Origin of the sequence: Pseudomonas sp. CC6-YY-74, assembly GCF_002025205.1 — a bacterium.
GTDB classification, from domain to species: Bacteria; Pseudomonadota; Gammaproteobacteria; order Pseudomonadales; family Pseudomonadaceae; genus Aquipseudomonas; species Aquipseudomonas paeninsulae.
Genome location: NZ_CP019947.1, coordinates 2,177,448 through 2,196,555, shown reverse-complemented (window position 1 = coordinate 2,196,555; position 19,108 = coordinate 2,177,448). Strand labels below are relative to the sequence as shown.

General features: G+C 61.2%; 20 protein-coding genes and 4 tRNA genes. 12 read left to right on the top strand and 12 right to left on the bottom strand.

Translation table 11 applies throughout. The features are described from left to right. Positions 1 to 16: 16 nt before the first annotated feature. On the bottom strand, positions 17 to 1,363 hold the full coding sequence (locus tag B2D37_RS10040) for a class II 3-deoxy-7-phosphoheptulonate synthase (protein WP_079202550.1): 1,347 nt from the start codon (positions 1,361 to 1,363) through the stop codon (positions 17 to 19). 261 nt (positions 1,364 to 1,624) lie between these two features. On the opposite strand from B2D37_RS10040, the gene B2D37_RS10035 reads away from it, so the two are divergent. Then, complete coding sequence (locus B2D37_RS10035; RefSeq protein WP_371915437.1) at positions 1,625 to 2,398, top strand: spermidine synthase; 774 nt, start codon at positions 1,625 to 1,627, stop codon at positions 2,396 to 2,398. Positions 2,399 to 2,404: 6 nt separating this feature from the next. Here B2D37_RS10035 and B2D37_RS10030 read toward each other — a convergent pair whose 3' ends face one another. Next, positions 2,405 to 3,196, bottom strand: coding sequence for a crotonase/enoyl-CoA hydratase family protein (locus tag B2D37_RS10030; RefSeq protein ID WP_079202549.1), 792 nt, complete (start codon positions 3,194 to 3,196; stop codon positions 2,405 to 2,407). 430 nt (positions 3,197 to 3,626) lie between these two features. Here B2D37_RS10030 and B2D37_RS10025 point away from each other — a divergent pair, with 430 nt between their 5' ends. Further along, positions 3,627 to 5,324 carry a DEAD/DEAH box helicase gene (locus tag B2D37_RS10025; protein ID WP_177345208.1) on the top strand — a complete coding sequence of 566 codons (1,698 nt, stop codon included), beginning with the start codon at positions 3,627 to 3,629 and terminating at the stop codon, positions 5,322 to 5,324. A gap of 92 nt (positions 5,325 to 5,416) precedes the next feature. Here the strand turns inward: B2D37_RS10025 and B2D37_RS10020 are convergent, their stop codons facing one another. Both B2D37_RS10020 and B2D37_RS10015 read right to left on the bottom strand, forming a co-directional pair. Next, entirely contained in the window at positions 5,417 to 5,638 is a 222-nt protein-coding gene (locus B2D37_RS10020) for a hypothetical protein (RefSeq protein WP_079204953.1), read from the bottom strand. A gap of 164 nt (positions 5,639 to 5,802) precedes the next feature. Then, positions 5,803 to 6,570, bottom strand: a complete 768-nt coding sequence (locus B2D37_RS10015; protein WP_079202547.1) for a class III extradiol ring-cleavage dioxygenase — start codon at positions 6,568 to 6,570, stop codon at positions 5,803 to 5,805. A gap of 102 nt (positions 6,571 to 6,672) precedes the next feature. Here B2D37_RS10015 and B2D37_RS10010 point away from each other — a divergent pair, with 102 nt between their 5' ends. Next, complete coding sequence (locus B2D37_RS10010) at positions 6,673 to 7,329, top strand: thiopurine S-methyltransferase (protein WP_079202546.1); 657 nt, start codon at positions 6,673 to 6,675, stop codon at positions 7,327 to 7,329. A gap of 132 nt (positions 7,330 to 7,461) precedes the next feature. Here B2D37_RS10010 and htpX read toward each other — a convergent pair whose 3' ends face one another. From htpX to B2D37_RS09990, 4 genes are all read right to left on the bottom strand, one after another. Continuing rightward, positions 7,462 to 8,334: a protease HtpX gene (gene htpX / locus B2D37_RS10005; RefSeq protein ID WP_079202545.1), complete on the bottom strand. Its 873-nt coding sequence runs from the start codon at positions 8,332 to 8,334 to the stop codon at positions 7,462 to 7,464. Positions 8,335 to 8,424: 90 nt separating this feature from the next. Further along, positions 8,425 to 8,877, bottom strand: a complete 453-nt coding sequence (locus B2D37_RS10000) for a hypothetical protein (RefSeq protein ID WP_079202544.1) — start codon at positions 8,875 to 8,877, stop codon at positions 8,425 to 8,427. Continuing rightward, on the bottom strand, positions 8,877 to 9,620 hold the full coding sequence (locus B2D37_RS09995; RefSeq protein ID WP_079202543.1) for an SDR family NAD(P)-dependent oxidoreductase: 744 nt from the start codon (positions 9,618 to 9,620) through the stop codon (positions 8,877 to 8,879). The genes B2D37_RS10000 and B2D37_RS09995 overlap by 1 nt, the downstream gene beginning before the upstream one ends. Before the next feature lie 12 nt (positions 9,621 to 9,632). After that, positions 9,633 to 10,844: a pyridoxal phosphate-dependent aminotransferase gene (locus B2D37_RS09990; protein ID WP_079202542.1), complete on the bottom strand. Its 1,212-nt coding sequence runs from the start codon at positions 10,842 to 10,844 to the stop codon at positions 9,633 to 9,635. A gap of 169 nt (positions 10,845 to 11,013) precedes the next feature. On the opposite strand from B2D37_RS09990, the gene msrB reads away from it, so the two are divergent. The 3 genes from msrB (at position 11,014) to B2D37_RS09975 (ending at position 12,545) form a co-directional block, all read left to right on the top strand. Beyond that, positions 11,014 to 11,415 carry a peptide-methionine (R)-S-oxide reductase MsrB gene (gene msrB / locus B2D37_RS09985; protein ID WP_079202541.1) on the top strand — a complete coding sequence of 134 codons (402 nt, stop codon included), beginning with the start codon at positions 11,014 to 11,016 and terminating at the stop codon, positions 11,413 to 11,415. A 177-nt stretch (positions 11,416 to 11,592) separates the two neighbouring features. Continuing rightward, a complete protein-coding gene (locus B2D37_RS09980; protein WP_079202540.1) occupies positions 11,593 to 12,078 on the top strand; it encodes a glutathione peroxidase in 486 nt (161 codons plus the stop codon). After that, positions 12,075 to 12,545 (top strand): MarR family winged helix-turn-helix transcriptional regulator, encoded by a 471-nt coding sequence (locus tag B2D37_RS09975; RefSeq protein ID WP_079202539.1) that lies wholly within the window; start codon positions 12,075 to 12,077, stop codon positions 12,543 to 12,545. The genes B2D37_RS09980 and B2D37_RS09975 overlap by 4 nt, the downstream gene beginning before the upstream one ends. On the opposite strand, the gene B2D37_RS09970 is transcribed toward B2D37_RS09975, so the two are convergent. After that, on the bottom strand, positions 12,529 to 14,853 hold the full coding sequence (locus B2D37_RS09970) for a response regulator (protein WP_079202538.1): 2,325 nt from the start codon (positions 14,851 to 14,853) through the stop codon (positions 12,529 to 12,531). The two genes, B2D37_RS09975 and B2D37_RS09970, sit on opposite strands and share 17 nt — an antisense overlap. 117 nt (positions 14,854 to 14,970) lie before the next feature. On the opposite strand from B2D37_RS09970, the gene B2D37_RS09965 reads away from it, so the two are divergent. Beyond that, positions 14,971 to 15,861, top strand: a complete 891-nt coding sequence (locus tag B2D37_RS09965) for an ATP-binding protein (protein ID WP_079202537.1) — start codon at positions 14,971 to 14,973, stop codon at positions 15,859 to 15,861. Next, positions 15,858 to 16,340 (top strand): GAF domain-containing protein, encoded by a 483-nt coding sequence (locus B2D37_RS09960; protein WP_079202536.1) that lies wholly within the window; start codon positions 15,858 to 15,860, stop codon positions 16,338 to 16,340. Before B2D37_RS09965 ends, B2D37_RS09960 begins: the two co-directional genes overlap by 4 nt. Positions 16,341 to 16,392: 52 nt before the next feature. On the opposite strand, the gene B2D37_RS09955 is transcribed toward B2D37_RS09960, so the two are convergent. Together B2D37_RS09955 and B2D37_RS09950 are read right to left on the bottom strand one after the other, a co-directional pair. Next, positions 16,393 to 17,055: a glutathione S-transferase family protein gene (locus B2D37_RS09955; RefSeq protein ID WP_079202535.1), complete on the bottom strand. Its 663-nt coding sequence runs from the start codon at positions 17,053 to 17,055 to the stop codon at positions 16,393 to 16,395. A gap of 45 nt (positions 17,056 to 17,100) precedes the next feature. Then, a complete protein-coding gene (locus tag B2D37_RS09950; RefSeq protein WP_079202534.1) occupies positions 17,101 to 17,871 on the bottom strand; it encodes a hypothetical protein in 771 nt (256 codons plus the stop codon). A 222-nt stretch (positions 17,872 to 18,093) separates the two neighbouring features. Here B2D37_RS09950 and B2D37_RS09945 point away from each other — a divergent pair. The 4 genes from B2D37_RS09945 to B2D37_RS09930 all read left to right on the top strand — a co-directional run bounded on the left by B2D37_RS09945 (position 18,094) and on the right by B2D37_RS09930 (position 18,517). Next, a tRNA-Glu gene (locus B2D37_RS09945) sits at positions 18,094 to 18,169 on the top strand. Between the two features lie 27 nt (positions 18,170 to 18,196). Continuing rightward, a tRNA-Gly gene (locus B2D37_RS09940) sits at positions 18,197 to 18,272 on the top strand. A gap of 74 nt (positions 18,273 to 18,346) precedes the next feature. Beyond that, positions 18,347 to 18,422, top strand: a tRNA-Glu gene (locus B2D37_RS09935). Positions 18,423 to 18,441: 19 nt separating this feature from the next. After that, positions 18,442 to 18,517, top strand: a tRNA-Gly gene (locus B2D37_RS09930). Positions 18,518 to 18,631: 114 nt separating this feature from the next. Here B2D37_RS09930 and B2D37_RS09925 read toward each other — a convergent pair. After that, on the bottom strand, positions 18,632 to 19,042 hold the full coding sequence (locus B2D37_RS09925; protein ID WP_079202533.1) for a PA2817 family protein: 411 nt from the start codon (positions 19,040 to 19,042) through the stop codon (positions 18,632 to 18,634). Positions 19,043 to 19,108: the final 66 nt, after the last annotated feature.

Genomic DNA, 19,108 nt, shown 5'->3' with positions numbered 1-19,108 from the left:
CCAGGCGGCGAGCGGCTTAGCGGCGCACCTGCTTGAGTGTCTCGGCGATCAGGAAGGCCAGTTCCAGCGATTGGTCGGCGTTCATCCGCGGGTCGCAGTGAGTGTGGTAACGGTCCGATAACCCTGCTTCGGTGATCGGTCGCGCACCGCCGATGCATTCGGTGACGTTCTGTCCGGTCATCTCGATATGGATGCCGCCGGCGTAGCTGCCCTCGGCCTGGTGCACGGCGAAGAACTGCTTCACTTCGGCGAGGATCTGCGCGAAGTCGCGGGTCTTGTAGCCGCTGCTGGCCTTGATGGTGTTGCCGTGCATGGGGTCGGAACTCCACAGCACCTGCTTGCCTTCGCCCTGCACTTTGCGCACCAGGGCCGGCATGTGGGTTTCGACCTTGTCCGCGCCCATGCGCACGATCAGGTTGAGGCGGCCGGGGTCGTTATCCGGGTTGAGGATGTCGATCAGGCGGATCAGCTCGTCCGGGTCCATGCTCGGGCCGACCTTGACCCCGATCGGGTTGCCGACACCGCGCAGGAACTCGACATGGGCGCCATCCAGCTGGCGGGTACGGTCGCCGATCCAGAGCATGTGCGCCGAGCAGGCGTAGGCGCCGCCGGTGAGGCTGTCCTTGCGCACGAAGGCTTCTTCGTAGTTGAGCAGCAGCGCCTCGTGGGCGGTGAAAAAGCTGGTTTCGCGCAGTTGCGGCGAAGTGTCCATGCCACAGGCGCGCATGAAGGCCAGGGTTTCGTCGATGCGGTCAGCCAGCAGGCTATATTTCTCGGCCAGCGCCGAATTGGCGATGAAGTCGAGGTTCCACTGGTGGACCTGATGCAGGTCGGCGAAGCCGCCCTGGGCGAATGCGCGCAGCAGATTCAGGCTGGCGGTGGATTGGTGATAAGCCTGCAGCAGGCGCTCCGGGTCCGGCACCCTGCTCTTGGTGTCGAAGCCGATACCGTTGACGATGTCGCCGCGGTAAGCAGGCAGGGTGGTATCGCCGATGGTTTCATCGTTGGCTGAGCGCGGTTTGGCGAACTGCCCGGCCATGCGCCCGACTTTCACCACCGGGCAACCGGCGGCGAAGGTCATGACGATGGCCATCTGCAGCAGCACCTTGAAGGTGTCGCGGATCTTCGCCGCGCTGAATTCGGCAAAACTCTCGGCGCAGTCGCCACCCTGCAACAGGAATGCACGACCTTGGGTCACCTCGGCGAACTGACGGCGCAACTCTCGAGCTTCACCAGCGAACACCAGCGGCGGATAACCGGCCAGGGTCTGCTCGACCTTGGCCAGGTGGGCGGCGTCGGGGTAGTGCGGCTGTTGCTGGATTGGCTTGCTTCTCCAGCTTTCAGGACTCCAGGGTTGCGACATGATGGTTCTCGGCTTCAGGCGGTTAATTAGGCAGATGGGCATGGTAACCGATCAGCCTGTGCCTTCAAGCCGATAGGCATGATAGAGCCGCTGCATAACCGCCTGGATAGGGGCCTGGCAGGTCTTGCTCTGGGCCAGCCGCAAGACGCGGCAAAGCAGGCAACGGTGAATTATCGCGTGACCCGGCGCGGGTACTTCATTGACAATTGTCGCCTTTACCCTGGTGCGACTGGTCGGGGTTGTCAGGCTGGAGAGCGATCAATGCCAGGTTTACCCCCGGTGGAAGAGTTGCAAGACGAGGTCCTGCTCGCCGAAGTGCAGGATGCGTTCGGCGTGATCCGGGTGGTCGAGATCGGCGAGTACCGCTTTCTCGAATTTGGCGACTCGATTGAGCAGAGTTGTGTGTTCACTGCCGACCCGTGTTGGCTGGAGTACGACTACACCCGTGCCATGTTGCTCGGTAGTTTGTGCCACCCGGCGCCGGAGAGCGCGCTGTTTCTTGGGCTCGGTGCCGGTAACCTGACCCAGGCCTGCCTCAAGTTTCTGCCGCTGGAGGATGTCGAAACCATCGAGCTGCGCCCCGAGGTGCCACGCTTGGCCATGCAGTACCTCGGCCTGGACGATGACCCGCGCCTGACCATCCGTATCGGCGATGCTCTCGATCTGCTGAAAACTGCAGAAAGCGCCGATCTGATCTTCGTCGACCTCTATACCGACCACGGTCCCGGCGTTGGTCACCTGGCCTGGAATTTTCTGGAGGACTGCCAGAAACAGTTGAATCCGGGCGGCTGGCTGATCATCAACCAGTGGGCCGGCAATGACGGTAAGCCGCTGGGGGCACCACTGCTGCGCGGCCTCTACCATCGGCATTATTGGGAATGCCCGGTAAAGGAGGGCAATGTCATCCTGCTGGTGCCAGCCGACCTTGAGCAGCAGCTCGACCTGAACGACCTGAAGGCCAAGGCTGCAGCTCTGGGGCCGCAGCTGGGCTACTCCCTGCAGCCGTTGATCGAGGCGCTGCGTCCGGCCAGTTGACTGTACTCAGCGGCCCTTGAAGTCGCCGGGACGACGTTCGAGCATGGCGCGCACGCCTTCCTTGGCATCTTCGCTGGCCATCAGGCGGGTCACGGTCGGATGCAGATTGGCCGCCGCCGCGGCTTCGCCTTCGCGCACTGCCTGGCGTGCCGAGGCGAGAGTGGCTTGCACGCCAAGCGGTGCCTGGGCGGCAATCCGTGCGGCCAGCTTGAGCGCATGGGGCAGCAGTTCTTCACTGGCCAGCACTTCCTGCACCAGGCCCAAGCGGTAGGCTTCGTGAGCATCGAACTCATCACCAGTGAGCAGCCAGCGCATGGCATTGCCCCAGCCGGCGTTCTGGTGCATGCGCAGGGTGGCTCCGCCGAACGGGAAAATACCGCGCTGCACCTCCATCTGGGCGAAGCGGGTATTGCTGGCGCACAGGTTGATGTCCGAGGCGAGCATCAGTTCGATGCCGATGGTGTAGCAATAGCCCTGGGCCGCCACTATTACCGGTTTGCTCACCCGTGGGCCGCCAAACACGCCCCAGGGGTCGCAGCCACCGGCAGGGATCTGCCAGCCAGCAGCAAAGCTGGCGGCGACATTGGCCAGGTCCAGCCCGGCGGTGAAGTGCTCGCCATGAGCGAAGAGCAAGGCTACGCGAGCCTCACCGTCGCGCTCGAACTCGCCATAGGCCAGGCACAGGTCATTGAGCATGTCCAGGTCGACGGCGTTGCGCTTGCTCGTTCGATCCAGGCCGATCAGCATGATCTGGCCGCGTTTCTCACGACTGACGCGACCGCTGGTGCTTTGAGTCATGGCAGAAATCCTTGCGCAGAGAATGTCGTGCAACAGGGTATAGCAGGGCTACTGCAATCCGCACGTGGTGGGTTGCATTGGCAGCAATGAGTGTTGATGCGGCGTCGACACATCAATGGCCTGCATATGGCCCTGTGTCCCGAGCATTGAATGATCTGCGTTCAATCCCGCTCAGGACGACCGTTTGGCGGTGTAGCTGATTTAATTGTGGGAAAACCATCACAGCTTCCCGCTTTTCCGGTATAGTGCGCGCCGGTCAATTCATGGCCACGTTCAGGTTACACAACTCGCCCGGAGGTCACCTTCGGCAGTTAGTCTGCGTAGCGGACTATCCTTGACGATTCATTTACAACCACGTTTTCGCAAATCCCCGCCGACACGGCTGCCAGGGTGACTTTAGAGTCTTACACGGCATGCGCAGCTTTGGAGCATGGGTCTTTGCGGATGCACTAGAGGCAGACCCATGACCCAAGTACTCGAAGGCTTCGCCGCACTCGATCTTCACCCTAATATTCTCGCCGCAGTGATCGCGACTGGCTACGAAGAGCCTTCGGCGATTCAGTTGCAGGCCATTCCAGTGATTCTCGCTGGCCACGACATGATTGGTCAGGCGCAGACCGGCACCGGTAAAACCGCTGCCTTTGCCCTGCCAATCCTTAGCCGCATCGATCCGACCAAGCGCCAGCCGCAGGCGCTGATTCTCGCGCCGACCCGTGAGCTGGCTCTGCAGGTCGCGACCGCCTTCGAAACCTACGCCAAGCAAATGCCGGGGCTGAACGTCATCGCCGTATACGGCGGCGCGCCCATGGGCCCGCAACTGAAAGCCATTCGTAATGGCGCACAGGTTGTAGTCGCCACTCCGGGTCGTCTGGTCGATCACCTGCGTCGTGACGAGAAGGTGTTGTCGACCATTCAGCACCTGGTGCTCGATGAAGCGGACGAAATGCTCAAGCTGGGCTTCATGGACGACCTTGAAGTGATCTTCAAGGCCATGCCAGAAACTCGCCAGACCGTCCTGTTCTCGGCCACCTTGCCGCATTCGATTCGCACCATTGCCGAAAAGCACCTGCGTGATCCAAAGCACGTCAGGATCGAAACCAAGACCCAGACCGTGACCGCCATCGAGCAGGCTCACTTGCTGGTCCACGCCGATCAGAAGCACGCCGCCGTACTGCGTCTGCTGGAAGTCGAAGAGTTCGATGCGCTGATCGCCTTCGTGCGTACCAAGCAAGCCACTCTGGATCTGGCTGCTGTGCTCGAGGCGCGTGGCTACAAGGCCGCGGCCTTGAACGGCGACATCGCCCAGAACCAGCGTGAGCGGGTGATCGAGTCGCTTAAAGATGGTCGCCTGGACATCGTCGTCGCCACCGACGTCGCTGCCCGTGGTCTGGATGTGCCGCGCATCACCCACGTGATGAACGTCGACATGCCGTACGACCCAGAATCCTATGTACACCGTATCGGTCGTACCGGCCGTGCCGGTCGTACCGGTCGCGCGCTGTTGCTGGTCACTCCGCGTGAGCGCCGCATGCTGCAGGTAATCGAGCGTGTCACCGGGCAAAAAGTCACGGAAGTACGCCTGCCCGACGGCCAGCAAGTGCTGGACGCGCGGATCAAGAAGCTGACCTCGAGCCTGGCACCCCTGGTGGCCGACGCCGAAGCCAGCCATGGCGAACTGCTCGATCGACTGACCGCGCAAATCGGTTGCACCCCGCGTGCCCTGGCTGCCGCGCTGCTGCGCAAGGCCACCAACGGTCAGGCCCTGACCCTGGCTGAAGTCGAGCGCGAGCAACCGCTGGTGCCGACCAGTGCGCCGCGTGAGCGCAGCAATGAGCGTTCGGATCGCGGTGACAGCCGTGAGCGTCGTGCGCCAGTGCCCTTGGCTGAAGGTCGTGCCCGTTGCCGTACTGCGCTGGGCGCGCGTGACGGTATCGCCGCGAAGAACCTGCTGGGCGCCATCCTCAATGAGGGCGGCCTGATTCGCGAAGCCATCGGTCGCATCCAGGTGCGCGAGAGCTTCAGTCTGGTCGAGCTGCCGGAAGACGGTCTTGAGAGTTTGCTCAGCAAGCTGAAAGACACCCGCGTCGGTGGTAAGCCGTTGAAGCTGCGTCGCTATCGCGAAGATTGATTCGCGTTAAGCGCTAAACAAGAAGCCCCGCATTGTTGAGATGCGGGGCTTTTTTGTATCCGTCCACCCGGCAGGCCAGGCCTACAGCGGCGCTATGACCGCTTGCTGCCAACTACGAGCATAAGGCCGCCGGCCACTATGGCGGCAATCCCAGCCCACATGGGGACGTTGACCGTTTCCTTCTCTTTCACGGAAAGCTCGAGCGGACCAAGTTTGACCGCGGTGGTGTCCTTGGTATAACTGAAACCACCGTAAATCAGCGCCAGGGTACCGGCGACCACAAGTGCTATGGCTGCAAGCCTGATTGAGTTCATATCGTCCACACCTTCTGCGTGACACCTGAGCCTCGTGGCCGACGGTTCCAAGGGCAGGGTCATGCAGATGATTGAAGCACAGATTGCTGTTGTTCCGTGATCGATGACCTTGGTAGAGGGGGCGCAGCTGGCGCATGCCGCAGTTTGGCAGCGCCTTGGGTTTATCAGGCAAAGCTATAGATATCCATGCCCAGGGCGCCGAGCGTGAAACCGCTGTGCTCGACCTTGAACTGACCGCCAGCGCCGCGGGCGAAGAACAGGGGCAATAGATGTTCGTCGCTCGGGTGATTGCGTACGGCCGCCGGGGCGCGTTGGCGATAGTCGTGCAATGCAGCCTCGTCGTCGGCGGCGAGTCGGGCCACTATCCAGTCGCGGAAGTCCTGGGCCCAGGGCTCAATTACCTCGGGGCCGGCGTGCCAGTCGAGTTCACCGAGGTTGTGGGTGATGCTGCCGGAGCCGATCAGCAGTACGCCTTGCTCGCGCAGGCCGGCCAAGGCGCGCCCGATGCGGGTCTGTACTTCAGGACCCTGGCGACTGGGCAGCGAGAGCTGCACGAGCGGGATGTCGGCGGCCGGGTACATGAGTGACAGTGGCACCCAGGCGCCGTGATCGAATGGGCGTTCGGGGTCGAGTTGGACGCGGAGACCGGCAGCACCGAGTAATTGCACGATGTCTGCGGCGAGCTGCGGATTGCCGGGCGCCGGGTATTGCAGCTGATACAGCGCTGGGGGGAAGCCGCCAAAGTCATGCCAGGTTTCAGGTTGGGCGGCGCTGGTGACGCGCAGTGCAGGGCTTTCCCAGTGTGCGGACACCAGCAGGATGGCCCGTGGTCTGGGCAGCGCCGCGGCCAGGTGGGCCAAGGCCGGACCGCTGGCGCCGGGTTCCAGGGCGAGCATGGGTGAGCCGTGGGAGATAAATAGCGAAGGCAGCATGGGGTCGGTTCCTGCAGTAGGATATTGCTATCTTCGCGGCTGCTATTATCGAACTCCAGTATAAATAATTGAGCTATTTGATCGAATTTTTAGGGGGGTAGAGTGGACGAGGCATTTTGGCAGACGCGCTGGGCGCGCGATCAGATCGGTTTCCATCTGGATCAGGTCAATCCTTATCTACAGCGCCACTGCTCGGCGCTCGAGCTGCAGCCGGGCGCACGGGTGCTGGTGCCGTTGTGCGGCAAGAGTCTGGATCTGGTCTGGCTGGCGGGGCAGGGCTATCGGGTGCTGGGCGTCGAGCTGGCGCAGAAGGCGGTCGAAGATTTCTTCGCGGAACACGACTTGAGCGTAGAGATCAGCCAGGAAGGCGCGTTCAAGGTCTATCGCGCCGGAGCGGTGGAGCTCTGGTGCGGCGATTTCTTCGCCCTGACGGCAGGGCAGCTCGGCGATTGCCAGGCGCTCTACGATCGCGCGGCATTGATCGCCTTGCCGGTCGAGCTGCGGAAACGCTACGTGGCGCATCTGCAGGCCATTTTGCCGGCGGCATGCCGGGGCCTGTTGATTACCCTGGATTACCAGCAGAGTCAGATGGACGGCCCACCCTTCGCGGTGGCGGATGGCGAAGTGCATGAGTTGTTCGGCGCCGGCTGGCAGATCGAGACGCTGGAGCGGCTGGATGTGCTGCAGGGCAACTGGAAGTTCATTAAGCACAATCTGCAAGCGCTGGACGAGGTGGTGTATCGCTTGATCAAGCGCTGATAATGCGGCGCGCCAGTCTGGTTGGTTTGCTGCCGCTCACCGAACGCGTCGCCTGGTCCGGCCTATAGTTGGGCTGGCGTGAACAGCATGAAAAAGGGCGACCCGAGGGCCGCCCTTTTTCATGCTTGCTGGTTAGCGCAGCTGGCGCAGGGCTTCGATGCGATCTTCCAGGGGCGGGTGGGTCATCAGCAGGCCGGCCAAGCCATGCTTCAGGCCGCCGTTGATGCCGAAGGCGGTCAGGCTGTCGGGCATGTTCACCGGCACGCCCTGTTCGGCGCGCAGGCGCTGCAGGGCGGCGATCATGGCGCCGGTACCGGCCAGGCGGGCGCCGGCTTCGTCGGCCTTGAACTCGCGTTTGCGCGAGAACCACATGACGATGATGCTGGCCAGGATGCCCAGTACCAGTTCGGCGAAGATGGTCGCGACGAAGTAACCGATGCCGTGGTTGCCTTCGTTTTTCAGGATGGCTTTGTCGACGAAGTTGCCGAAGATCCGCGCAAAGAACATCACGAAGGTGTTCACCACGCCCTGAATCAGCGCCAGGGTGACCATGTCGCCGTTGGCTACGTGGCCGATTTCGTGGGCCAGAACGGCTTTCACCTCATCGGGCGAAAAGCGTTCCAGCAGGCCCTGGCTGACCGCCACCAAGGCATCGTTCTTATTCCAGCCGGTGGCGAAGGCGTTGGATTCGTAAGCCGGAAAGATTCCCACTTCCGGCATCTTTATGCCGGCTGCGCGGGACAGTTCTTCGACGGTTTGCATCAGCCACTGTTCGTGGCGAGTGCGTGGCTGGGTGATGATCTCGGTACCGGTGCTCATCTTCGCCATCCACTTGGACAGCAGCAGTGAAATCAATGAGCCGGCAAAGCCGAATACCGCGCAGAAGATCAGCAGGCTGCTGTAGTTCTGGCCGGTGAAGCGGTCTACCCCCAGTAGCTTGAGAGTGATACTGGCGATGATCAACACCGCCAGGTTAGTAGCCAGGAACAGCAAAATGCGCGTCATGGTGTGAAACGACTCCTCACGGGGAAAGACCTGCTTGATATGCCGGCTATATAAGGGCGTGCCCCCCGGCTCTTCAACCGGGGGACTATTTCAAACTGTGTCGCCTGTAGCGGTCAGGCTGCTTTCGAAGAGCAAACGGGTGAGGCGGGCGAGGCGTTCGCCATGTTTATGGCTCAGCGCTTCGCGCAGTTGAAAGGCCAGAGTGGCATGCACTCGGCGCACGCTTGGGGGTAGTGCTTCGCCTTCACGCAGGGCATGGGGCACGCTGCGACTCAGGCGCAGAAAGCCTTTTTCACTAAGCACCGCCTGATCGAGGGCGTCGTAGGCGATGGTCGAGTCGAAGCGCAGGTAGCCTTCCTCGGCCAGCCACAACAGCGTGCCCAGGCAGCTCTCATGGCGCTTGCTCGGCAGGCCGAATTCATCCGGTTCCTCGCGGCCGATCAGGTCCTCTACGTAGAGCGCCATTTTTCGCGGGAAAACCTGATAGAGCTGCAGCATGGCGGCTGCCGCATCCGTGTAGAAATCGTCGATTTGTAGATCCATCAGAATTTGGCAATCATCGAGGTGGGTAGTAGCGGCAACAGGCGACCGAGAATCGCCCAGGGCCAACCCGGTACGTAGGCACTGCTGTGGCGTTTGTCGATGTGCCGGGCGATCAGCATGGCGCCGCGTTCTACATCGATCAGAAAGGGTCGTTTGGGCATATCGCTATTGAGGGGCGTATCGATAAAGCCGGGCAGCAGCAGGGTGGTGTCGATGCCCTTGCCCTGCAGTTCGGCGCGGGTGGCCTGCATGTAGCTGATCAAGCCGGCCTTGCTCGCCGAATAGGCCGCGGCATAGGGCAGGCCGCGCTTGCCGGCGACCGAGGCGACGGCGACCAGGTGGCCATGACCTTGCTGACGAAACAACGCGGCCGCTGCATCGAGGCAGGCGATGGCGCCGATCAGGTTGGTTTCCAGGGTCAGCCTGGCGCGCTCGAAGTGGCCGCCACCGACTTTGCCGGTCAGGGCGATGCCCGCGTTGGCGATGAGACCGTCCAGCCCGCCCAGGGCGTTGGCAGCCAGGCCTACGGCATCTTGGCAGGCTGCGTAGTCGGTGACGTCCAGGGGCAGGACGATTGCCTTGCGGCCGAAGCGTGCCTGCAGTTCGGCCGCCAACAGGTGCAGATTGTCTTCGCGGCGCGCCGCCAGGGCCAGGTCGTAACCTTTGCTCGCCAGCTCACGGGCGAGTGCGGTGCCGATACCGGAACTGGCGCCTGTTAGCAGATAACGTTTGCCTTGATTCATGGCGATCTCCGGCTATTGGCGGTAGCTCTTGAGGAAGCTGCCGATGCGGCCAATGGCTTGTTCCAGATCATCGACTCGCGGCAGGGTGACCACGCGGAAGTGATCCGGCCACGGCCAGTTGAAGGCCGTGCCCTGGACGATCAACAGCTTCTCAGAGAGCAGCAGGTCGAGGACGAATTTCTCGTCGTTGTGGATCGGGCAGACCTTGGGGTCTATTTTGGGGAAGGCGTAGAGCGCACCCATGGGCTTGACGCAGCTGACCCCGGGAATATCGTTGAGCAGCTCCCAGGTGCGGTTGCGCTGCTCCAGCAGGCGGCCGTTGGGCAACACCAGGTCGTTGATGCTCTGGTAGCCACCCAGCGCCGTCTGGATCGCGTGCTGGCTCGGTACATTGGCGCACAGGCGCATGTTGGCCAGAATGTCGATGCCTTCGATATAGCTCTGCGCGCGGTGTTTGGGCCCGGAAATCGCTACCCAGCCGGAGCGGAAACCCGCCACCCGGTAGGACTTGGACAGGCCGTTGAAGGTCAGGCAGAGCACATCCGGTGCCAGCGAGGCGGTGCAGATGTGCTGGGCTTCGTCGTAGAGGATCTTGTCGTAGATCTCGTCGGAGAACAGCACCAGGTTGTGCTGGCGTGCCAGTTCGACGATGTCCATCAGTACTTCTTTGGAATACACCGCGCCGGTCGGGTTATTCGGATTGATCAACACCAGTGCCTTGGTGTTCGGCGTGATCTTGGCGCGCATGTCGGCAATGTCGGGAAACCAGCCGGCCTGCTCGTCACATAGGTAATGCACCGGCTTGCCGCCGGACAGGGCTACGGCGGCAGTCCACAGCGGATAGTCGGGGGCCGGGATCAGCACCTCGTCGCCGTTATTGAGCAGCGCCTGCATGGCCATGACAATCAGCTCGGACACGCCGTTGCCCAGGTAGATGTCCTCAATGCCGACACCTTCGACCTGCTTCTGCTGGTAGTACTGCATCACCGCCTTGCGCGCACTGAACAAGCCCTTGGAGTCGCTGTAGCCCTGGGCCATCGGCAAATTGCGGATGACGTCCTGAAGGATTTCTTCCGGGGCTTCGAAACCGAACGACGCCGGGTTGCCGATGTTCAGCTTGAGGATGCGATGGCCTTCCTCTTCCAGGCGTTTGGCGTGCTTGAGCACGGGGCCGCGAATGTCGTAGCAGACATTGGCGAGCTTGTTCGATTTGCTGAACTGCATGTAAGGGATCCCGAGTGGTGAAGCGCCGTTGAGTTACCGTGTCAAAGACTCGATCAGGCGAGCCTTGGCAGGCTGTAACGCCGGTGACAGACTGGGGTCGAATGATACGTTGCAGCCTGACCTTGGCAAAGCTACTGGTCGGGCTTTTTTCTGTTGAGGAGACCTGCCTGTGGACAAGCTCGAAAAACCCCTGGAAGACTGGCGCGAAGAACTGTCGGAGACGCAGTTCCATGTCTGCCGGTTGGGTGGCACGGAGCGAGCCTTTTCTGGTGAATACCATGACAGCAAGGCGCCGGGCATTTATCACTGCGCCTGCTGCGGTACTGCATTGTTCGATTCGGACGCCAAGTTCGACTCCGGGAGTGGCTGGCCCAGCTACTTTCAACCGCTCAGCAAGGATGCGATTACCAGCCTGGATGACTTCAGCCACGGCATGCACCGCATCGAAGTGAAGTGCGGCAAATGCGATGCCCACCTGGGCCACGTCTTCCCCGATGGGCCGGCGCCGACCGGTTTGCGCTACTGCATCAATTCGGCCTCGCTGAAGCTCGTGCCTAAAGCCGAAGCGTGAAGCTTGCGCGGCCATGCGCAACGCAGGACGGGGCGGGCCGAGTTACGCGGGCTGACCCGTCCTGCGACTGCGCGGTGGCTCATTAACGGCAGGCCTTATTTCCGCAATTAAATTGCATGCAATTTAATTGCTCGCTATGGTGTTTCCACTTTCTCCTGAGCAAAGGCACTGCCATCCATGAGCAACGAACTCTTCGATATCCCTGTAACCACCATCAAGGGCGAACAGAAAACCCTCTCCGACTTCGGCGGCAAGGCCGTGTTGGTGGTCAATACTGCAAGCAAGTGCGGTTTCACTCCGCAGTACAAGGGGTTGGAAAGCCTCTGGCAGCAGTACAAGGACCAAGGTCTGGTGGTGTTGGGCTTTCCTTGTAACCAGTTCGGCAAGCAGGAGCCGGGCAATGAAGGGGCCATTTCCGAGTTTTGCGAGCTGAATTTCGGTGTCAGCTTTCCCTTGTTCAAGAAAGTCGATGTCAACGGCAGCGATGCCCATCCCTTGTTCGTCCAACTGAAGAAAAATGCACCCGGTCTGCTCGGTAGTCAGGGTGTGAAATGGAACTTCACCAAGTTTCTGATCAGTGCCGACGGCAAGCAGGTCAAGCGTTTCGCGCCGGCCACCAAGCCGGAAGATCTGACTGCCGAGATCGAAGCTCTGCTCAAATGAAAGCAGTGCCATTCGAGCGCGAAGACGCCCTGCAGTTGGACAGTCAGCTGTGCTTCAAGCTGTACGCGGCTTCGCGGGCGGTGATTCGTGCCTACAAACCGATGCTCGATCAATTGAACCTGACCTACCCACAATACCTGGCGATGCTGGTGCTCTGGGAGTGGCAGGTTGTCCCGCCGACACAGCCGACGGTCAAGGCCCTGGGCGAGCGCTTGCTGCTCGATTCGGGCACCTTGACCCCTCTGCTCAAGCGCTTGCAGCAACTTGGTTTGCTATTGCGCCAGCGTTCGGCTGTGGATGAGCGCGAGGTGCACCTGGCATTGACTGAAGCGGGTCGTGCCTTGCGTGAGCGGGTGCTGCCGTTACGCCAGCAGCTGCTGTGCGAGCAGGGTGTCGAGGTGGATGAACTGACTGAGTTGCGTGGCCGCGTTGGTCAGTTGCTCGACCGTTTCATGGCGTTGCGCTAGACGCCGGCAGCCAGCGCTCGAGCAGGGCGGCCAGCTCTTCGCGGCGGAAGGGTTTGGCCAGGTAATCGCTCATGCCAGCGGCGCGACAACGCTCGCGTTCATCGGGCAGGGCGTTGGCGGTCAGGGCGATGATCGGCAGCTCGGGATGGTGCCCGCCTTGGCGGATTCTGCGGCTGGCCTCATAGCCATCCATGATTGGCATGTTGCAGTCCATCAGCACTAGGTCGATATCGTGCTGAGCCAGTTGGCTCAGGGCTTCGGCGCCATGGTTGGCCAGCACAACCTCACAGCCGAATTTGCCGAGCATGCCTTTTGCCACCAGTTGGTTGACCGGGTTGTCCTCCACCAGCAGCACCCGCGCTCGCCGTCCGCTTTGTTGCTCGGTGGGGCTTGGCGTCGGTGCGTTTTCCATCTGCTGGCCGAGGCTGCGGCGCAATGCCTGGAGCAGGGTTTGCCGCGACAGCGGTCGGGCGATTTGTTCGAACGGCGCCAGGGCGTGCGTCTGTTCGCTGGGTAGGAAGCTGCCGTAGGCGGTGACCAGCAGGATCGGCATCGTGCACGTAGGCCGCGAGGCCGGGAGGCACTCGGGGCAGTCACTGATCAGCAGGTCGGCTGTGACACCGAGCAGATTGGTATCGGTGTCCAGGCGTTGATACTCCAGTCCCCATGCGGGCAGCAGCTTGCCAAGTAGTTCGCTGAGGCCTGAATTGGCCGAGCTGAGGGCCGCGACCGTTCCTGTCAGTGCTGGCAAGGCGGGCGCAGGAGTGTGGCTGGGCAATGGCAGTTCGGCGCAGAACTGGCTGCCGAAGCCTTCTCGGGACTCCAGTTCGAGCCGACCCTGCATGGCTTCGCACAGGCGGCGGGTGAGCGCCAGGCCCAGGCCGGTGCCGCCGAACTGACGGGTAATGCCGACTCCTGCCTGGGCAAAGGGTTGATAGATGCGCGCGCGTGCCTCTTCGGCAATGCCGATTCCGGTGTCGCGCACCAGGATCCGGATGCCTGTCGGGCCACTGTCGACGTGGATGTCGACGCGGCCAAAGCGGGTGAATTTCAGCGCGTTTGACAGCAGGTTGCTGATGATCTGGCGCACCCGTGTCGGGTCGCCGAGCACTTGCGCGGGCAGTTGCGGGTCGATCAGGCAGGTCAATTCGACACTCGGTAAGGCGTTTTGCGACAGTAGGCTAGCGGTGTCTTCGACCATTGTGCCGAGGTCGAAAGGCATGCTTTCCAGCTCTAACTGACCGGCTTCGAACTTCGACAAGTCGAGGATGTTATTGAGTAGATTGACCAGAACCTTGCCGGAGTCGTGGGCAATCGATAGCTGCTGGCGTTGTTCGTTGCTCAGCTGGCCGTCGAGGGACAAGGCAAGCATGCCGAGCAGACCGTTGAGTGGGGTGCGGATCTCGTGGCTCATGTTGGCGAGAAACGCCGAACGGGCCTGGGCCATGTCCAGCGCGGTGCGTCTTGCCTGTTCCAGCTCCTGATTGGATTCGAGCAGGCGCGCGTTGCTGGCCTTCAATTCGGTCGTGCGCGCAGAGACGATGTTCTCCAGTTCACTCAGGTACTGGGTGAGGCGGTTCTCCGCTTCGCGACGTTGCTCGATCTCCATGGCTATGCTGGACAGTTGTTGGTTGGTGACGTCGACCAGGATGCCGATTTCATCGCGCTCATGTCCGCGCGGGCAGGGCAGTCTGTTGCGGTTCGGGGCGTGCAGGTCGCGACCGCTGAGCGCGCGAATCACCTCGATCAGCGGCTTGGTCAGCATGAAATAGAACAGCACCAGCAGGATCAACGAGAGCAGCAGGCTGCGGGCGAAGCCGGTCAGCAAGGTAAGCATGGCGCGCCGCAGAAAGTGGCTGCCGAACGCATAGGTGTCGACTTCCAGGCGCAGCACGCCGAGGGCTTCCTGGGGGGCGTGACTGACGAACAGCGGCGTTTCGAACTGGCGCCGTTCGTCGAAGAGGAAATCGCTGAGCAGCCGGTAGCGGCTTGGGTCGAGTGGGCGGGTGACGCTGGCCAGAGTCATATTGCTGTTGTCTATGATCTCGGCGCGAATCACCGCCGGCGAGCGCAGCAGGCCCAGCACCAGTTCCTGGGCCAGCTCGGCGTCGATGTTGTAGGCGATGCGTGCCGCGGGATTGTGGCTGATCTCCATCAGTGCGCTAATCTCGCGGTCGATGGAGGCGTCCTCGCTGGCATAATCGAAGCCCACTTGAATCAAGCTGAGCGCAGTGCCGAGGATAAACGCCACCAGTACGGTCAAACTGGCCTGTTTGAACGACAGGCGTTGGGTGAGCGATATATCCATAGGTGGCACTAATCTCGGGTCCGTTCGCCTGCCAATCATAGACCATCTGTTCTGCGTTTCGGCACGAGCAGTTGGCAGGCAGGCTGTAACATCAAGGCGTACACCAAGGAGCAAATCGTGGATTCTCGTTTAAATACTTTTCTACAGCGCGCCGAGAGCGTGCTGGCGCGCCTTGAACCGCTGTTGCCAGCCCAGCGTGGCGATATCGATTGGCAGCACAGTCTGGCCGCACGCTGGCACCGCGAGGGCCGCAGTGGTTACTTGCAGCCGCTGAGCATCAACCTTGACCTGAATCTGAGTGACCTGATCGGGGTGGACACTCAGCGTGAACAGCTGGCGCGCAATACCCGACAGTTCATCCAGGGCCTGCCGGCCAACCACGCTTTGCTCTGGGGCGCGCGGGGCACGGGGAAGTCATCGCTGGTGCGCGCGTTGCTGGCCGAACATGCCGTGGCCGGCCTGCGCCTGATCGAGATCGAGCGTGATCATCTGGCGGATCTGCCGCGCGTGGTCGAGCAGCTGATTCGCTTGCCCCAGCGCTTCGTGCTGTTTTGCGACGACCTGTCCTTCGAGGCGGGTGAAGGTGATTACCGGGTGCTGAAAAGCGTGCTGGATGGCTCGCTGGAGCGCTCGCCAGACAATGTGCTGCTCTACGCCACCTCCAATCGCCGCCATCTGATGCCGGAGAGTCACAGCGACAACGAGGCCTCGCAGATGGTCGACGGCGAACTGCATCCCAGTGAGGCGATTGAGGACAAGATCGCCCTGTCCGATCGTTTCGGCCTGTGGTTGTCCTTCTACCCATTCACCCAGGATCACTTTCTCGATGTGGTGCGCCATTGGATCGAGGTGCAGGCGGCGCCGGCTGGCTTGAACTGGCAGTGGAACGAGGCGCTGGAAAAAGCGGCGATTCGCTGGGCCCTGGGTCGCGGTAATCGCAATGGTCGCTGTGCCTATCAATTTGCCCGGCACTGGGTCGGGCTGCAACTCCTGGAAAGCCAAGCATGATCGACCTTGCGCACACTGACGCTGAGTCCGGTGACTATTCACTGCTGGCCGCGCAACTGCAGGCACTGTTGGCAGATGAGCGGGATTTCATTGCCAACGCCGCGCAGTTCTGCGCCTTGTTGTTCCAGGAGCTGAGCGAGCTCAATTGGGCTGGTTTCTACCTGGCGCGGGGCGATGAGCTGGTGCTGGGGCCATTCCAGGGGCGGGTGGCGTGTGTGCGCATACCCGTGGGGCGCGGTGTGTGCGGGGTGGCTGCGGCTACCTGGCAGACGCAGCGGGTGGAGGATGTGCACGCCTTTGCCGGGCATATCGCCTGCGACAGTGCCTCGCGCAGCGAGCTGGTGGTGCCGCTGTTGAAGGCTGGGCAGCTGATCGGCGTGCTGGATCTGGATAGTCCGCAGTTGGCCCGCTTTACGGCCGCGGACCAGCTCGGGATCGAGCGGTTGGTCGAGATTTTCTTGCAGCTTAGCGACTGTTGACACCGGCGGGCGAGTTGGGCTTGGCGGCGCTGCGCTTCAGCCCAGCTCTGGGTCAGGCCTTGGCGGCCATCTTGGCCAGCATCTTCTGCTCGCCGGGTAACAGGGCTTGCACCGAGGGGCGCGCCTTCACCCGCTGATGCAGGGCGGCCAGGCTCGGCCAGCGCTGGGCATCCAGCTGCTCATCGCCATGTTCCATGTTGATTATCTGGCAGGCAAATGCCAGGTCGGCCAGGCTCAGGCTGTCACCGACGAAGTACTCGGCGGTGCCCAGGCTCTGTTCCAGGTAGTCGAAGTGCGCCGGCAGCTTTTCCGTCAGCGTGGTCTGTACTGCTGCCTCATCGCAGGGCTGACCCATGGACGGTTTCAGGGCGCGGTTGCGAAAGACGCTGAAGGTGCACTGTGGCGCCAGTTCGTAGTCGCTGTATTTTTCCAGCCAGCGTACGCGGGCGCGCTGCTCGGCGTTCTGGCCCTGCAGGTGGGTGCAGTCGGGGTAGTTGTCTTCCAGGTACTGGCAGATCACGCTGGAGTCGGCCAGGCTGAAATCGCCATCCTTCAAGGCCGGAATACGACCCAGTGGACTGAGTTGGCGATACCAGGCGGGCTGGCCAAAGGGCAGCACGATTTCCAGTTGGTACTCGAGGTCTTTCTCCGCCAGGCACAGGCGTACTTTGCGTACGAAGGGCGAAAGCGGGGCGCCATACACGGTCAGGCTCATCGAAGGTCCTTGTCTGCGGTGGATTAAGGCGAGTGGCTGTCGGACTCAGTCGTAAATATTTTTCTTCTTCCAGTCAGCATCGCCATCCAGGCTTTTCAGGCCCTCGGTCAGCTCACTGGCGTCGTCGGCTGCAGGCGTGCCCATGTCCACCACCATGGCATTGGCCCGCGCGAGCTGGCTTTCGAACTTTTGCAGTGGCGCCTGGTAGCGCACGGCATCGGCCTGTTTGCGCAAGTACTGCGCCCCGCGCTCGAACGCCAGGCGCGCTTGCCCGGGCTGGTTCTGTTGCAGGGCCTGATGGCCGAGGTTGCCGAACAGTTCGATATGCAGTTGCACCAGCATGTGGCGAATTTCATTGACCCAGTGCTTGGCTTCATTGGCCGGCAGGATGCCATCCTGGGCGCAGCGGGTGATTTGTCCGTGCAGGCTTTCCAGTTGAAAACGCGCTTCTTTGGCTTTGACTTCGCTGATGATCTGCTGTGGCGGATTCTGTACCGGGATCGCATCGCCCTGGGCAATCAACTGGCGCAGTGCTTCCAGTTGCGCTTTGCTGTCGGCATTGCCTGGCTGTAATTGCACCAGGCGCTGGGTGAAGTGCATTTGCAGGCGGCTGAGCATGAGCTTCAGCTGGGGCGTCATAAGCTGTCCGGGCAAGGTTTCGGATAGATTGGCGCAGCGGCGGATGCGGTCATTGAGCTCGGTCCGGAGGCGGGCCTTTTCCAGCTTGTTGTTCTCGACCATGTGATTGACGTAGGCAATGGCGATCAATAGGGCGATGCCGCCGACAATCAGCAGGGTAATTACCAGTGGGGACATCGGTACCGCCTCGCGAGTGCTGGTTTTCGTCGGAGTGTAGTGCCTTAGCTCCGGTGCTGATAGAGCCGCCTTATAATCTGGCCTGAAGTCGTTGATTTATAAAAAAAATTACAGAGAGGTTGACGACTCTGCGCAGGATCCATAGAATGCGCGCCACTTCCAGCGCAATGCTTTATTGCAGTGAGCAGGGAGCCGGAAAGTGTATTGCAGGTTCCGGGTTGCGTCCCCTTCGTCTAGTGGCCTAGGACACCGCCCTTTCACGGCGGTAACAGGGGTTCGAGTCCCCTAGGGGACGCCATTATTGTTGTAGATGTCGGTTGTATATGCGGGAATAGCTCAGTTGGTAGAGCACGACCTTGCCAAGGTCGGGGTCGCGAGTTCGAGTCTCGTTTCCCGCTCCAGATTTTCAAGCGGCACTCAACAGGTGCTGCTTGGGTCAGTCGGTGATTAACCGGGTGATGCAAATAAGTTCCAGGTCCCCTTCGTCTAGTGGCCTAGGACACCGCCCTTTCACGGCGGTAACAGGGGTTCGAGTCCCCTAGGGGACGCCATTTTTGTTGTAGATACACTGCGGGAATAGCTCAGTTGGTAGAGCACGACCTTGCCAAGGTCGGGGTCGCGAGTTCGAGTCTCGTTTCCCGCTCCAAATAAACAAAAACGCCGCTCACTGAGCGGCGTTTTTGTATCCGTAGTATGTGTGACGCAAGATAAAGCCCGCCGGCAATGCCGTGCGGGCTTTTTCGTTTATCAGCTAGCGCTACTAGTGCTTGCTGCCTTGCGCGGGCATGGTCAGCAGCTGTTTTTCCTGATTCCAGTCGAATGGTTCGTCGTTTTCCAGGGCTTCGAAGCGGTGCTCTTCCAGCGTCTGGTACATCTTGATTTCTTCGTCGGGCATGAAATGTAGGCAGTCACCACCGAAGAACCACAACAGGTCGCGCGGGACCAGGTGAGCGATTTGCGGGTAGCGCTGGAAGATCTGGCTGATCAGATCCTGGCCGAGGTAGAGGCTGGCTTCCGGATCGTTCGGCAGATCGGTCAGCAATTCGTCATAGCGTTCCAGGTACATGGCATGGCTGTCATCGAGAATCTGCTCGGCTTCACCCAAGGCAACCAGAATGGTGCGCAGATGGGCGAGCAGGGCGAGGTGATGGTCGAGGTGGGCGTTGGCCATGACAAAAATCCTGTAGGTAAAACGGGCGCGCAAGTATAAGGCTCTGCGCGCCCACTGTCCCTGGCC

What these genes read in the sequence shown, in the direction of transcription:
- B2D37_RS10040 (WP_079202550.1), bottom strand. Translation starts at nt 1,363, where the DNA reads ATGTCGCAACCCTGGAGTCCTGAAAGCTGGAGAAGCAAGCCAATCCAG.
- B2D37_RS10035 (WP_371915437.1), top strand. Translation starts at nt 1,625, where the DNA reads ATGCCAGGTTTACCCCCGGTGGAAGAGTTGCAAGACGAGGTCCTGCTC.
- B2D37_RS10030 (WP_079202549.1), bottom strand. Translation starts at nt 3,196, where the DNA reads ATGACTCAAAGCACCAGCGGTCGCGTCAGTCGTGAGAAACGCGGCCAG.
- B2D37_RS10025 (WP_177345208.1), top strand. Translation starts at nt 3,627, where the DNA reads ATGGGTCTTTGCGGATGCACTAGAGGCAGACCCATGACCCAAGTACTC.
- B2D37_RS10020 (WP_079204953.1), bottom strand. Translation starts at nt 5,638, where the DNA reads ATGAACTCAATCAGGCTTGCAGCCATAGCACTTGTGGTCGCCGGTACC.
- B2D37_RS10015 (WP_079202547.1), bottom strand. Translation starts at nt 6,570, where the DNA reads ATGCTGCCTTCGCTATTTATCTCCCACGGCTCACCCATGCTCGCCCTG.
- htpX (WP_079202545.1), bottom strand. Translation starts at nt 8,334, where the DNA reads ATGACGCGCATTTTGCTGTTCCTGGCTACTAACCTGGCGGTGTTGATC.
- B2D37_RS10000 (WP_079202544.1), bottom strand. Translation starts at nt 8,877, where the DNA reads ATGGATCTACAAATCGACGATTTCTACACGGATGCGGCAGCCGCCATG.
- B2D37_RS09995 (WP_079202543.1), bottom strand. Translation starts at nt 9,620, where the DNA reads ATGAATCAAGGCAAACGTTATCTGCTAACAGGCGCCAGTTCCGGTATC.
- B2D37_RS09990 (WP_079202542.1), bottom strand. Translation starts at nt 10,844, where the DNA reads ATGCAGTTCAGCAAATCGAACAAGCTCGCCAATGTCTGCTACGACATT.
- B2D37_RS09980 (WP_079202540.1), top strand. Translation starts at nt 11,593, where the DNA reads ATGAGCAACGAACTCTTCGATATCCCTGTAACCACCATCAAGGGCGAA.
- B2D37_RS09975 (WP_079202539.1), top strand. Translation starts at nt 12,075, where the DNA reads ATGAAAGCAGTGCCATTCGAGCGCGAAGACGCCCTGCAGTTGGACAGT.
- B2D37_RS09970 (WP_079202538.1), bottom strand. Translation starts at nt 14,853, where the DNA reads ATGGATATATCGCTCACCCAACGCCTGTCGTTCAAACAGGCCAGTTTG.
- B2D37_RS09960 (WP_079202536.1), top strand. Translation starts at nt 15,858, where the DNA reads ATGATCGACCTTGCGCACACTGACGCTGAGTCCGGTGACTATTCACTG.
- B2D37_RS09955 (WP_079202535.1), bottom strand. Translation starts at nt 17,055, where the DNA reads ATGAGCCTGACCGTGTATGGCGCCCCGCTTTCGCCCTTCGTACGCAAA.
- B2D37_RS09950 (WP_079202534.1), bottom strand. Translation starts at nt 17,871, where the DNA reads ATGTCCCCACTGGTAATTACCCTGCTGATTGTCGGCGGCATCGCCCTA.
- B2D37_RS09925 (WP_079202533.1), bottom strand. Translation starts at nt 19,042, where the DNA reads ATGGCCAACGCCCACCTCGACCATCACCTCGCCCTGCTCGCCCATCTG.